Source organism: Sphingobium sp. DC-2, assembly GCF_000722555.1.
Classification (GTDB): Bacteria; Pseudomonadota; Alphaproteobacteria; order Sphingomonadales; family Sphingomonadaceae; genus Sphingobium; species Sphingobium quisquiliarum.
In genome coordinates, this window is sequence record NZ_JNAC01000114.1 from 351,664 (window position 1) to 365,968 (window position 14,305).

The window sequence follows — 14,305 nt, forward strand, 5'->3', positions numbered from 1 at the left end:
AGCACATGAAAATAGGGGAGAGTGAGGAATGGAAGAAGGGGCTTTGCCGGATGGCACGCGCCGTCAGTTCTTGCGCGGGGGAATGGCTCTCGCGACCTTGCCCTTGGCGTCCAGACTGACAGCGGCCGCCCCGGCGATGGGGGTGGCGCAACCCAATCTCACGATCGGCTGGTCCTTCATCGCCAAACGTCCAGAAATCAGCGCGACCCAACTCTTTCAGGGCTATGAGGGCCAGCATGCTCCAGGTGCGGTGGCCATCTTCGCGAAATGGGGCATCGTTCATTATGAGCGGAACTATGTCCGCCGCTCGGTGGGCACCCGGCCGCCATTCGACGTCATTTCTGAATTCGGCTCCCGCCCCGGCGCGACGAAGCCCAGCATGTGCGGCAAGCCGAACGATCCGAATTGGAAAAGCAGCCATGTGATGGAGGTCCGCGAAACCCTGATCTCCGGCGCGCCATTGCCCTTCCAGAAAGGGCCGGTGCTCAAGCGCGCGATCCTGCTGCGGCGGCCGGTCGACGCCTCTGCGGACGTCTTCGCCCAGGGAGCTGCCCAGTTCGCGGCGGCAGTGGCGCAGAGCTTCGGTGCGGCAAGCGACCGCATCAGCCTCTATATGCAATCCGGCCCGATCGAGGACATTCTCGCCTGCAAGCCGGTGGGCTCGATATGCGAGGCGGTCGTGATGATCTGGCCGAAGGATGGGACATTCCTGCCCGACAGCCTTCCAGCGCCCGGCTCGGTTGCGATCTCCTCCATCATCGATCTGGAGGCGTTCGCTTCGGAGATACCGGCTTAGCGGCCACACGACATTCCCGATCATGAAAATAGGAGAGGAAGATGATTTTTGAGCATCGCCGCAGGTTCCTTGGCGCCTCCCTCGTTTTCGCTGCCGCCGCAACGGCTGGCCTGTCCATCGCATCCCCGGCCCAGCAGGAGATGGCGGGTCCCGCCGCGAAAGTCGAAGGGCTGATCACCGGCGGCAACGGCCGCATCTTCGCGGCGTCGGCAGTGGACCTCAAACCCTATGGCTACACCGAACAGGAATATCTCATCTCCGGCAAGGCGCACGCCTTTCAACCCGCACCGGGCACCAGCCTGACGGCAGACGGCCGCTGGACATTCGTCCCCGCCGGTCCCGACCAGCCCTATCGCACGCGGATGATCGTCCGGAGGCCGCCAGCGGCCAAGTTCAACGGCACCGTCGTCATCGAATTCATGCAGGAATATTTCAGCCGCGAAGCCGACACCAATTTCCGGTGGAACGCCGAAACCTTCCTGCGCAACGGATTCGGCTGGGTAGGGGTCTCGCTGCATCGCGAGGGCGTGAACGGCCCGCCGCCGGGGGTGGAATTCGCCAACTATACCGGATCGAACCAGAGCATTAAGATCCCCCTCGGCCCGGCGCTGACGAAATGGGACCCGGCGCGCTATGGATCGCTGTCCATCCCGGATTCCGAAATGTCCTATGACATTTTGAGCCAGGTCGCGCGCGCGGTCGGGCCGGATCGGCCGCGCACGGGCGTCGATCCATTTCAGGGATTGCAGGTCCGCCATGTCATGGCCGTGGGTGACACGATCGCGGGAGCCCGGCTGACCACCTACATTAACGGCGTGCAGCAAAGCGCCCGCGCCATCAACGGTTTCGTCATCAAGGACGCGATGAACCCTCTGCGTCTCGGCGGCACCGAACAAATGAAGGAGGCGCAGCTTCGCACCGACGTGAACGTGCCGGTGATCCAGTTCTGGGCAGCCGGACCCCTCCATGTTCCCCTAGCGGAAGGGCCAATGCTGCGCGTATGGAATGCGGCTGGGTCGGGCCACACCACCGGACCTTATATGCAAAGGGTGGCGAAGACCAGTGCGCGCGACCTTCCGGGCGCTCTCTCAAACGATACGCAGCCTTGTGCAGCGGACTTCGCCAATAATTTTCCGGTGCAATATATTTCCGGCAGCGCAATCATGTGGGTGCATCGATGGATGAATGGGGGGCCGCCTGCGCCGCATTTCCCGCCGGTCGAGGCCGGTAAAGAGGATGAGCATGGCAATATGGCGGGCGGCATTCGAACGCCCTGGGTGGATGTGCCTATCGCGCGCTATGACATTGGCGGCACCTGTCTTGGCACCGCCGGTAGGACTTTCTGGTTCGACAAGGCCAAGCTGAAATCCCTCTATGGCACCCCCAGTAACTATTTGAGGAAATTCACTGAATCAGCACGCAAGGCGGAACGGGAGGGCATTCTCCAGAAAGCCGATGCGGATGCTGCCATCCGGGACGCGGCCAAGGTGACATTCTAACGAATTTGACTAACGGTCAGAAACATTCCCTACAGAATGCGGGCAACCCGGCTAAAATTACTACGCACCTGTTCCGTTTAAATGAGTTGCCCTTTCTATTATGTCAGAGTATTTCTGACTGTGCGGGAGAAAAGCCGACCACCGGCTGCACCGCTTTCTGGAGGCACGATCTCGCGGAGATCGACGGCTGAATCAGCCGATTAGGAGGGGATGTTATGACCATAGGAATAAGCAGAGCCGCAGCACGTCTTTCCGGTGTTGCGCTTTGGACATTGGCGTCTGCGGCGGCTGCGCAGGCCCAGGTTGGCCAACCCGCCAGCGGGGCTGACGTCGCACCCGTAAATTCTGCCTCGGATCAGACTGCCAGTTCCGACATCATCGTCACGGCAACCCGCCGGAACGAGCGTCTGCAAGATGTTCCGGTGACGGTCACCGCAATCACCAGCGCGCAGATCGAAAATCTGCAAATCAAGAATTTCCAGGATGTCCAGGTGCTTTCGCCCGGCCTGTCCTTCCGCGAATCCGGCACACAAGGTACTGTGACGTCGCTGCGTGGCATCAGCAGTACGGTGACCACCTCCGCCCCGGCCGCAGTCGTCATCTACCTCAACGAAGTACCGATCAACGATTTCGTGGCCTTCCAGGGCATTTACGACATAGGCCAGATCGAAGTGCTGCGCGGTCCCCAGGGTACGCTTCGCGGCGTAGCGGCTCCGGTCGGTTCGATCACCATCGGCACGCGGCGGCCCGATCTCAACGATTATGGCGGCACTTTCATAGCAACCGGCACCGATCAACCAAGTTTCAACGGCCAAGCGGCCGTCAACGTGCCAATCATCAAGGAAAAGCTCGCGGTCCGTATCGCCGGACTGTTCGATGTCAACCGTAATGGCGATCTTCATAACCCCGTAACTGACGTGAAGTCGCGCGCCGACACCAAGAGCATCCGCGCTTCGGTGCTGTTCCAGCCGATCAACCCGCTCAGCATCTTCGCTTATTATCAATATATGCGCGCCAACAGGTACGACCTTACCCGTGTCGAAGGAACCGGCTTCGTGCCGACCGCGGATCAGCCTTTCCCGGCGGGCTATAATGGTCCTGTCATCAGGGACGGCCGTGATGGGATCGCCGTTCAGGAAAACGTCACACTGCGGCAGTTCATGTCGAACAATGCTTCGATCAATGCCAAGCTGAACATCGCCGATGAGGCTTCGCTCAGCTACATTTTCGGCTATTCCCAGTTCAAGTCCTTCACCGGTCTTAATTCCGGCGATACTGACACCGGCAACGCTGTTCTCAATTACTCTCCTGGTCAGCTTTTCCATACCGACAGCAAGGGCACAATGCATGAATTGCGCCTTGATTCCATGGGTGGCGACCGTCTATTCGACTATTCAATCGGCGTGAATTATCTGAAAACCGCAAATCGGAAGCCAACCAACGTTGGGTCCAATCGCGGCTATGCAGTCATTCCGGGGGTCAATCCGCCGTCTGGCCCGGCAACATTGCTGGGCACTGACATTCTGATCCCGGAAAACCGTGTGGATAAGTCGGCTTTTGCCAGCGCCACTCTTCACCTGCCGACGCGCACGGACATTACCTTTGGCGCCCGCCGACTGCATTTTAAACGCGATCAGGGCTTTCAGCTATGGCTGACCACGGATGGCGTGCGCGACACGCTCGCCATTCCGCTGCCGCCGCCGCTGCCGCCGCTGGTTCTTCAAACGCCGACCCAGCCGCTGCTCGACTCTCCCTCAAGCAGAAGCATCAAGGCGTGGGTATATGACGCCAAGGTCGTGCAGCATCTTGACGACGACAAGATCATATACTTTTCCTACGGCCGTGGTTTTCGAGGCCCCGGAGCCAATCGCGGCGTTGACCTTCCAGCGCTCGATTTCCTCCGCGTCCTGCCGCCGGAAAAGAGCGACTCCTATGAAATCGGCTTCAAAGGTGATTTCTTCGACAGGCGCATCCGGTTTAACTTCGACGTCTTCCAGCAGGATTATAAGGGCTTTAACAGTGTCGTGGGTGACGTTCCGTTCTGCACCGGTTCAGGACAAGCTCAAGGAACCTGCGGAACTCCGGCAGGCGTAGGCTTTGGACAGGTTGTCTTCTCTGGCAATGCTCGTGTCCGCGGGTTCGAAGCGGAGCTTTCTGCCAATATCACTGACCGATGGACAGCGTCCGGTACTGTGGCCTATGCCAAGTCGAACTTCAAAAATGCGCAAGTGCCATACCGCCCTGACCTGACCGGTCCTAGCGGGACTCCCGATGGCATACCCGATACCAACGACGAATTGGCGGGTGCCCTGACTGCCGCTAATCCGATCTTCTTCCAAACCTCGAATGGGCCGATATCCGAAGTCCCCAAGTGGAACTTCACCGTTCAGTCGGAATATACGCATCCCCTTTCCGGCAACACGGAAGGGTTCATTCGTGGACTGTTCACCTATCAGGGGAAGAGGTCCGATGTGTCCGGGGCTTATACTTATGCCGCAGAACCGATCCTGAACCTCTATGTCGGCGCTCGCGAAATCGTTCCAGGTCTGGAACTCACGCTGTTCGCCAGAAACCTGTTCGATACGCGGAAGCTGACGTTCAGGGGCTCCGATATCGTTACCAGCGTTCCGGGGTCGTCAGCCAGTGACCCGCTGATCAACACCGGCTATCATGAAGTCCGCTACGGCGCACCGCGGGAAATCGGGATCACGGCCCGTTTCGTCTTCGGCAGCGACTGAGCATTGCGATAACTTCGCATTCGGGGACCGGGAGCTTGCTTCCGGTCCCCTTCTTCGTCCGAATGCGCGGCCTCTTTTCGAAACAATGTCGAAAAGCTGCCGGGATCGCTGGACGCGGCGGCTGACTAATCTCTAACGATGCTCCATCCAGTTATCACAAGGATCAGATTCATGAACTTCAGTCGCAGGGAAATGGGGCTGCTCGCGGGAGCGGGGCTGCTGTCGCTGGCGGGGCAGGGCAAATTGGCCGAAGCGGCGACGTCCGCCGCCGGGCCTGCTACGCCCGCCGACATCACGCCATTCGTTCATCCCGAACTCCGCTTCCTTGTTCCGATTTTCCTCAAATATCAGTCGGCAGGCGAAATGACGAGCGCGGCGCTGCCCGGCTTGCGCAAGATGCTGGGCGGCGGCCCTGCCAACCCTGCCGCGCGCATGGTGCGCGTTCCCGGCGGCCATGGCGCGCCGGACGTCCCCGTCTATGTCCTGAACGAGCGGGCGGGCGCATCCGGCCGCCCTGCCATCCTTCACATCCATGGCGGCGGCTTCATCGCGGGCAATGCGGCTTCGGAAACGGGCAAGCTGCTGAAACTGGCCAAGGCGCTCGACTGCGTGATCGTGACTGTCGAATACCGGCTGTCGCCTGAAACGCCATTCCCCGGCCCGCTTGAGGATTGCTACGCCGCTCTCAAATGGGTCCACGGCAATGCAGGCACGCTGGGCGTCGATACCGGCCGGATCGCCGTGATGGGCGGCAGCGCGGGCGGCGGGCTCGCCGCCATGCTGGCCATCGCCGCGCGCGACCGGGGGGAGGTGCCTATCCTCTTCCAGATGCTGATCTACCCCATGCTCGATGATCGCACGGGTAGCAGCCGCGCGGTGCCGCCGCCTATGGGCGCGATCACCTGGAACGCTGCCGCCAACCGCTTCGGCTGGTCGTCCTTCCTCGGCATGCAGGCTGGCTCGCCGCGTCCGCCCAAGGGAGCGGTGCCTGCGCGGGTGGAGAGCCTCAAGGGATTGCCGCCGGCATTCATCGGCGTGGGCTCGATCGACCTGTTCGTGCAGGAAGATGTGGAATATGCCAATCGCCTGATGGCAGAGGGCATTCCGACCCAGCTTGTCGTGGTTCCCGGCGCGTTCCACGGCTTCGAAGGCGCTGCTCCCAAGGCAGGCATTTCCCAGCGGTTCGAAGCAGCGGTGCAGCAGGCCCTGGCCGACGCATTTACGTTGAAATGGTGAGCGGCATCATGCCCCGCCCAGTCCATGGCATTGTAGAGCAGGATCGATGTTGAAGAACGACGCGCCTTTTCAATGACATGCCACGAGGGCGTTGGGAGTGCTGACTCGTGCACTCCCAACGCCTCGGATGGCAATCTCGGCTCATCCCTGATCCATCACGCCGAAGGCGTCAATTGCCCCCACATCCCATGGGAACGGTCACCTGGCCATAGGGAATGACGGTCACCGGGCCCACCAGCCCATAGGGACTCTTGGTCTTGTAGGCGGCGTTGTAGATCGGCGTCGCGATATGCACTTGAAGGTCGTTGACGCCCGGCCGCAAATAACCGCCCAGGTCGATGCGGCTGACATCGGCCTGATCGATGGGGGGCAGGCGTTTTCCATTCACGCTGACCTGCGCGGTGCCGTAAAAAGCGCCAAGGTCGAGATAGGCACGCGTGCCGCCGGTCCAGCCAGAGCCAATATCGACCGAAGCCTTGTAGGTGGACGTGCCCGACTTGTTTTCCAGGCCCGGCACATGCTGCCAATCCGGCAGCTTTCCGTCTGCGCCGGGGGTCAGGGTGATGGGCGTGAGCGCGACCTTCGCAATGTCGTTCACGCCAGCGCCAGCCTGCCAGGATGTGACCTGGAGCGTCCAGGAGGCAGGCGTCTTTCTGGCGCCCACCGCCGCGATCTCGCTGCTGACCTGCCGCCCGTCGGCCAGGGTGGTGGCATATCGGCCCGCCGCCGTGTCGCGCAGGACCGGGTCGCCGCCGTCCAGGCTGAGTAGCTCATCGGCGTTCGTGCTTACCGCCGCGGTTTTGCAGACGGGCTTGGGCGTGTCCTGATTGCCGGGAGTGAGGGCGATGAGCGTGCTGTCGCCCGACGCCAGATCAACCTCAATCTTCACCCCATTGTCTGTCCGGGTGAACAGGCTGATGGGCCGCACCTGACCTGTCCAGGCGTCATAGCGGTAGGGGAGGCCCTTTCCTTCCAGCGTCACCTCCGCCTTGGTCCTGTCCGCTGCCGCGTTGAACAGATAATAATAGTCGCTGTCCTCCGACTGCCGGTGCAACGTCACGAGCGGCTTGGCGTCGTAAGAAGCGGCCGAACCGATGCCCGCCGCTTTCAACGCGTTCACGACGCCCGCGCGATCCGCAACCCGCGTCACCGATTTCTGGGCGAACAGCGCCGCTACGACCTTGCGCAGTGCGGCGTCGTCAGCGGGATGATAGCCGCTCACCCGCGCCGGAAGCTCGCCGATGACAAAGATCGGAAAGCCGCTGCGCGCCCAGCTGAGAAGCCGCCTGGCCGATGCGAGGTTCATTGGAATGCCGGACCCTTGGGCGTCCAGCACGAACGCCTTGTAGCCCATATTCGTCAGGCGGCCGTCCACGATCTTCGCCGATGGGTGCGCCATGAGAGCATCGCTCATGAAGCCGTAGGTATAGCCGGAACGCTCCAGCCCCAGATCGCCATAGCGCGCTTCGTCCGGGCCGCCCCAATACATGGCGATTTCGTTGCGAAGCTCGCCCCGGCGGAGGACGGTTTGCAGGCGCGCGACATAGTCGTTGATCGTCACGTCATCGGCAAAGGTCGGGATCTGGACGCCATAATTGTCGCCCACCGCATTGCCAAAGGGCATATAGCCCGGCCATCTGCTGGAACCGCCCGGCGTCTGGTCCGGCCAGCCATGATAGACGACCTTGTTCATGCCAAGGCCGATAACCTCATTCATTCGCATGACCAGCGACACGCGCGAAAGCCCATCCGTGCGGCCGAATGTGCCCATCTCGCTCGATACGATGGTCCTGCCCATCTGCGCGTTCGCGCTCACCACCTGCCGCCAGGCGTCGGAAGCATCGGTGGAAAACATCGGCTTGCTGCGGTTGTTCGCTTCCTGCTCCGGTATGTCGATAGCGGCCGCGGCGTCGGAATTGTTTACCGCTGTCGGACCCCACCCGGCATAGCCCTGCGCGCGCAAGGTCATGCCGTAGGAATGGGCCCATTGCTTGAGCGGCAGGATATGGTTGCCGACAAACAGTTCCGACAGGGTCTGGCGGTAATCCTCGCGAATGCGCGTGCCGACGCCATTGCTGAATTCGAACATGGGATTGGACGAATTGGATATCGCCGCCAGATACGGCACCAGCGAATAGCCGCGCCGCTTGCGGAATTCGCTCAGGAAATTATCGGTCCAATGGCGGACCTCCTCACCATGGCGGTTGAGTTCAAAGGAATCGAAGAATAGCGATCCGCCGCTATCCCTGAACGCTTGCCGCAATTCGGGGTTCAGGACCTTCGTCTCCCAATAATCGACGATCGCCTGCGCGCCGGAGGAAGCGAAGTGATCGACCATGTAGCTGGGCGTGGGGGTCTGGGCGAGTTCGATCACCTGACCCGTGCCGTTCATCCACGACGCGACCAGCACATAGCGGCCCGGCCCGGCGGGCGCGGCAAAGCGGATGCGGCCGTCCTTGACGCTGGCCGTGCGGTCCAAGGCCGTGCTCGCGTCCAGCATCGGCGGCGATTTCGATCCCGCTTCGCAATTGCTGTCGCAGCGATAGGCGACCACGCCCAGCAGGGTGCGCTTGGTGACTCCGGCGGGCAGCTTGGCCTCAGGAACCACGCCTTCATAGCTTTCCCCGCCGTTCACGAAGACGGAGCCAAAGGTGATTTCCTTCGCCGTCCCCGGCGCGTCGGGCGACAGGCCCTGAATGCCCGCCGACCAGCCGGGCGTGTAGATCTGATCGACGCGCAACCCTTGCGCCTTCCCGGCCTTGAACAATTGCGTCCAGGCGCGGGTCCATTCCGGCGTGCCGAACCCGTGGCGCTGCGGATCATAGCCCGGAACCTTGCTGACCGAAGGAACGCCGCTCAACTGGTTGGCTTCGAAACCGCCAGCGCCCGACGACCTGATCTGCGCCACCTGCTCCGTGATGGAGGTAGGCGTCATCATGCCGCCATTGTTCCAGAAACGGTACATCGGGCGATCCGGCATGGCGGGATTGGCGAAGCTGCCTTCGGCCGCCACGGGCGCATCTTGCGCGCTGGCCGGAGTGGACGCCATCAACGCTGCGGCGATCATCGCCGTGGCGCTGCTGCGCATCAGGTTGGCCACCATTTCAGGATGCTTGGTGGCAAGGCAGGATTGGCCCGATGAAGTCGCCATGATGATGCTCTCCCATTACTGACATATGTTGATCATAGTCCCGGACCTCGCGGCATTCCGGCTCCGGGACAGAAGTTGTTACTGCCCTTATCGCTTTGCCTTGGCCAAAGCCGCCTGCGCGATCGGACGCATGGCGTCGTAGCCGCGCCGGTTGGGGTGCACGCCGTCATTCGACATTTCCGGCCGTATGCGCCCTTGGGCGTCGGCCAGAACGCTGTGATAATCGGCATAGCCAGCACCGCGCTGCGCCGCGAGCGCGCGGATGCGCTTGTTGAGTGCGACGATCCGCGCCGTTTGTCCCGCGCCCTGATATTGCGCCGAAGCGGTCGAGGGCAAGATGCTCGACAGCACGACGCGGATGCCGTGCGCCTTGGCCATGTCGGTCATGGCGCTCAGATTGTTGATGATGTCATCGTCAGTGATCGCCGGTCCGCCATTGCCGCCAATGTCATTGGTCCCAGCATTCAGGTGAAGGACGGCGGGCTTCAACGCCACCACATCCTGATAGAAGCGCAACAGGATCTGCCCGCTCGTCTGCGCGCTGATGCCGCGATCGACCACACCCTTGCCGAACAGCACGGGATCGCCATAGCTCCAGAACTCGGTGATGGAATCGCCCAGGAAGATCACGGCGGGACGCGCGCCCGACTGGAGCAGTTTCGCATTTTCGGCGCGGTAACGGCACAGGAACGGCCAATCCTGTTCCTTGCGCTGCTGCATTTCCTTGCCGATGTCCGCCAGCTTGGGCAGCAGCTTCGGAGCAGCCTTCGCCATCGCCGCCGGGCCTTCGGGCGACAGGATGGCGTCGCGCATCTCCGCAATGTCGGGATCGCCGGTGAAGCGGCTCTGCGTGCACATGCCCTGCGCCACTGGCTGGGCGGGCTCCGCTGCTGCTGGGGGCAGAATGGCGAAGGCGGTCAACACCACCGGCAAGGACTTGGCAAAAGCGCGGGAAATCATGGCGGGACCTTTCAGGCCGGTTGATGAAGACTTTCGGTCGCAAGGACATTTAGAAGAGGGGCAGGGCAGGCGTGCGTCCTGCCGGGGCATTCACTTTTCAGGCTGTGTTTCAATCCGCACGCCGGACAATTCTCCGGTGAAGGGGAAGGGCGCGGTATAGTTTCGGCTGGCGGGGGCGGCCGTGTCCTTGCCGATGTCGATCTCCTGCATCGATGAGTGCAAAATGCCCATCTTCCCTTCATCCACCGCCTTGCCGTCGATGCTGAGCGTGCCCACGCCCGCAGCAGGCATATAGGCGCCCGGCTTCATCCCCGGATTGATGGTGAAGGCATAGGAAATCCTGTGCGCGCCGGGCGAGAGCGGCGCGCGCAACGCCTTGGTGCCCATCATCGGCAATCCTTCCACCACCACGTCGCCCTTGTCCATATACAGGCTGAAGGTTCCGCCATGGGAGAAGATCACCCCCTGCGCGCCCTGCGGCGGCACGACCACATCGGCCTTGATGGCGAAGGACTTGCCGCCGAAGTCGGGAGCGGAAAGCGCCAGGATAGTGGGCATGCCCGGCCCGAAGGTGACATTGGCGGGCTTGCCCGGCGCGGGCGGATAAGCGCCGTACATATTGTTGGAGATCAGCGGATAGACATTGTTGCGCCGCGCTTCCTTATCGAACAGCGTCTTCATCGCCGCCAGCTTGTCGGGGTAGCGCGCGGCAAGATCGGTCGCCTGGCTGTAATCATGGTCGAGGTCGTACAGTTCCCACCTGTCGCGCGCGAAAGAGTCCTGCGGATCGAGCGGCTGGTGATATTCCTTCATCTGCCACGGCACCCCATGCCGCGCGGACGCCATCCAGCCGTCCTGATAGATGGCGCGATTGCCCCAGACTTCGAAATATTGCGTCCGGTGATGGGAAGAAGCCTTGGGATTGGCGAAGCTGTCGGCAAAGCTGCTGCCTTCCAGCGGCTTCTGCTTCACGCCATCCACGATGTCGGGCATCTGAATGCCGGTGATGTCATAGATGGTCGCCGCGATGTCGTTGAGATGCGTGAACTGGGTCCGCATCGCGCCGCTATTCTTGATATGGCCCGGCCAGGACACGACCATGGGGTTGCGCGTGCCGCCCAGATGCGAAGCGACGCCCTTCGACCATTGGAACGGCGTACTCCCCGCCCAGGCCCAGCCCGCGGCGTAAAAGGAATCCTTCATCTGCGGTTGCAGGGCCGCCATGGTAAAGGCGCGCTGCGTGTCCATCTCGCCAGCGCTGCCATTGTCACCGACAATGTAGATGACGATCGTATTTTCCCCGCCCGGCGCCTTGCGCACCGCGTCCAGAAGACGGCCGATCTCATGATCGGTATGCGAGATGAAGGCCGCATAGGCTTCCATCTGCGTGGCGAGCACCGCGCGCTGCTTTTCCGGCAAGCTGTCCCAGGCGGGGAGTTCGGCGGGACGCGGCGTCAGCTTCGCATCCTTGGGAATGACGCCCAGCCGCTTCTGCCGGGCGAAGATTTCCTCGCGCAGCCTGTCCCAGCCGCCATCGAACTTGCCCTTGTACCGCGCCATCCATTCGGCGGGCACGTCATGCGGCATATGGGCGGCGAGCGGCGCGAAATAGAGGAAATAGGGCTTTTCCGGCGCAAGTCCCTTGCGGGTCTGAATCCAGTCGATCGACCGGTCGACGATATCCGTAGTGAAATGATAGCCCTCAGCCCGGCTCTTGGGCTGCGGCACCATCTGGGTATCGTTCCAGAGCAGCGGCGTCCACTGGCTCGCCGCGCCCAGCATATTGCCGTAGAAATGCTCGAAGCCCAGGTTCGTGGGCCAGCGGTCGAACGGCCCGGCGGGGGAGATTTCGCGGAACGGCGTGTTGTGCCACTTGCCGAAGATCGCGGTGCCATAGCCATTGCGCCGCAGCACTTCGGCCATGGAGACGGTATCCTTGCTCCAGATGCCGGTATAGCCCGGATAACCTATTTCGCCGACCGATCCCTGACCGGCCTGATGCGCATTGCGCCCCGTCAGCAGCGCCGCGCGCGAAGGCGAACAGATGGACGTGGTGTGAAAGCGGTTGTATCGCGCGCCGCCCGCCGCAAGCTTGTCGAGCACCGGCGTGGGGGGGGCGCGGGCATGCCCGTTTCAGCAGGCGCACCCTGCGCCGCGACGCCGGAGGCCCCGGCAAGGGGCAATGCGAATGTCAGAGCGACAGCTAAGCGGGACGCCGACTGGTACAAGCGCTTCATGCATCACCTTGTAAAATGTACATCCCCTCGCCGCCGAAGCACCATCGGCGGCTCTCATTACCCCGTAGGCATACAGCCACTTTGCAAAAATGACATCCCTGAATCACTTTTCGCGTAAAGACATCCGAAATTGAGTTTGCCCACAGCGGCGCTATGACCATTCACAGGCTGCGCTTTCCCCGGCGGGGGAGATTATCTCCGCGCCAATCGGAGTGAAGGAGAAAATGGATGCCCGAACAGGTCGACATTGACCATCTTCGCCGCTGGATCGGGACGGAGGAGGCGGCGGACGATATGCTGACCCCTGGTCTCGCCAGCCGTTTCAGCGCGACCCTGGGGCTTCCGGCACAGGAATATCGAACCGGCGTCGCGGCTCCGCGATTGATCCATTTCTGCCTGGCGCAGCCCATCGTGCCGACGAGCACGCTGGCGGAGGACGGCCATCCCGCCCGCGGGGGCTTCCTGCCTCCCGTACCGCTGCCCAACCGCATGTGGGCCGGGAGCGATATCATATTTGCAGGCGACCTGATCGTCGGAGAAGAAGTGCGGCGCGTGTCGCGGATCAGCGACGTCGCGGTGAAGCCGGGCCGGACGGGCACCCTCTGCTTCGTCACTGTGGATCATCGCATCACCGGCGCATCAGGCGGCAGCATCAATGACCGCCAGACGATCGTCTACCGGGAAGCTACATCGGCCCCGGCACGCCCGGCAGAGACGGCTCCGGCGGGAAGCACGGTCCAATCGATCGACCCCCAACCCACCTTGCTCTTTCGCTATTCGGCGCTGACCTTCAACGCCCATCGCATTCATTACGATCACCCCTATGCGACTGAGGTCGAAGGCTATCCGGGTCTGGTGGTGCACGGTCCGCTCCAGGCGACCCTCCTCCTGCATCTTGCCGCGAGCGAACAGGGCGGGCGCGCGCCTGACGGCTTCACCTTCAAAAGCGTTTCGCCCCTCTATTCGAATGAGGCGCTTTGCCTGCATGCCGGACCCCGCACCGGGGACAGAATGGACCTTTGGAGCGCAAGGCCCGATGGCCCGTTCGCGATGCAGGCGCAGGCGCGCTGGACATGAATGCCGCCAGCACTGACTGGGAAGGACGCGTTCAGCCTGCCGCCCGCACCACGCATCGAAAGCCGATATGGCTGGTAGAGGAATCGATCGCCTGCGGGTGCCGCGCGGCAGGCCGGTAACGCTGGCAATAGCTGGGCGCGCAAAGATGCGATCCGCCTTTCAGCACCTTGCGCGGGATCGGCACGGGCGAAGAATCCTTTTCAAGGCTCTCGTGCCGGGTGGCGCCGCGCGGATTGGCGGGCACGCAGCAACTGCCTCGCGCCTTCGCCTCAACCTTCGGCTGGGCATACCAGTCGGCGGTCCACTCCCACACATTGCCGATCATGTCATAGAGGCCAAAGCCGTTGGCCGGGTAGCTGCGCACGGGCGAGGTCCTTTCCCAGCCATCCTCCAGCGTGTTCGCGAAGGGAAAGGCGCCCTGCCAATAATTGGCCAGCATGCGTCCTTCGGGCGCGAGCTGATCCCCCCACGCATATTCCTGTCCGTCCAGCCCGCCGCGCGCGGCATATTCCCATTCCGCCTCGGTCGGCAGCGCCTTGCCCGCCCAGCGGGCATAGGCACGCGGGCTCTGTTGCAAAAATCGTGAAGCTTGAGCATGCTTGGCGGAGATT

Annotated in this window: 9 protein-coding genes; 5 read left to right on the plus strand and 4 right to left on the minus strand. The window is 62.2% G+C overall.

Annotated elements, in window-relative coordinates:
* The first annotated feature begins 82 nt into the window (after positions 1–82).
* From ET21_RS0120805 to ET21_RS0120820, 4 genes are all read left to right on the plus strand, one after another.
* Positions 83–796, plus strand: a complete 714-nt coding sequence (locus ET21_RS0120805; RefSeq protein WP_156029315.1) for a hypothetical protein — start codon at positions 83–85, stop codon at positions 794–796.
* A 41-nt stretch (positions 797–837) separates the two neighbouring features.
* Complete coding sequence (locus ET21_RS0120810) at positions 838–2,295, plus strand: alpha/beta hydrolase domain-containing protein (RefSeq protein WP_030541181.1); 1,458 nt, start codon at positions 838–840, stop codon at positions 2,293–2,295.
* Between the two features lie 215 nt (positions 2,296–2,510).
* The gene (locus ET21_RS0120815; RefSeq protein ID WP_081796026.1) at positions 2,511–5,033 is read left to right on the plus strand and encodes a TonB-dependent receptor; all 2,523 of its coding nucleotides are present in this window, start codon (positions 2,511–2,513) and stop codon (positions 5,031–5,033) included.
* A gap of 171 nt (positions 5,034–5,204) precedes the next feature.
* Positions 5,205–6,269: an alpha/beta hydrolase gene (locus ET21_RS0120820; protein ID WP_030541183.1), complete on the plus strand. Its 1,065-nt coding sequence runs from the start codon at positions 5,205–5,207 to the stop codon at positions 6,267–6,269.
* Positions 6,270–6,438: 169 nt separating this feature from the next.
* Here ET21_RS0120820 and ET21_RS0120825 read toward each other — a convergent pair whose 3' ends face one another.
* The 3 genes from ET21_RS0120825 to ET21_RS0120835 form a co-directional block, all read right to left on the minus strand.
* Positions 6,439–9,420, minus strand: a complete 2,982-nt coding sequence (locus ET21_RS0120825; protein ID WP_081856803.1) for a glycosyl hydrolase — start codon at positions 9,418–9,420, stop codon at positions 6,439–6,441.
* An 87-nt stretch (positions 9,421–9,507) separates the two neighbouring features.
* The gene (locus ET21_RS0120830) at positions 9,508–10,380 is read right to left on the minus strand and encodes a GDSL-type esterase/lipase family protein (RefSeq protein WP_051585283.1); all 873 of its coding nucleotides are present in this window, start codon (positions 10,378–10,380) and stop codon (positions 9,508–9,510) included.
* Positions 10,381–10,470: 90 nt separating this feature from the next.
* Entirely contained in the window at positions 10,471–12,483 is a 2,013-nt protein-coding gene (locus ET21_RS0120835; protein ID WP_051768275.1) for an arylsulfatase, read from the minus strand.
* Between the two features lie 362 nt (positions 12,484–12,845).
* Between ET21_RS0120835 and ET21_RS0120840 the strand changes: the two genes are divergently transcribed.
* Positions 12,846–13,694: a MaoC family dehydratase N-terminal domain-containing protein gene (locus ET21_RS0120840; protein WP_030541187.1), complete on the plus strand. Its 849-nt coding sequence runs from the start codon at positions 12,846–12,848 to the stop codon at positions 13,692–13,694.
* A 31-nt stretch (positions 13,695–13,725) separates the two neighbouring features.
* On the opposite strand, the gene ET21_RS0120845 is transcribed toward ET21_RS0120840, so the two are convergent.
* Positions 13,726–14,305: SUMF1/EgtB/PvdO family nonheme iron enzyme (locus ET21_RS0120845; protein ID WP_156029316.1), on the minus strand; the 580-nt coding region annotated here is incomplete at its 5' end.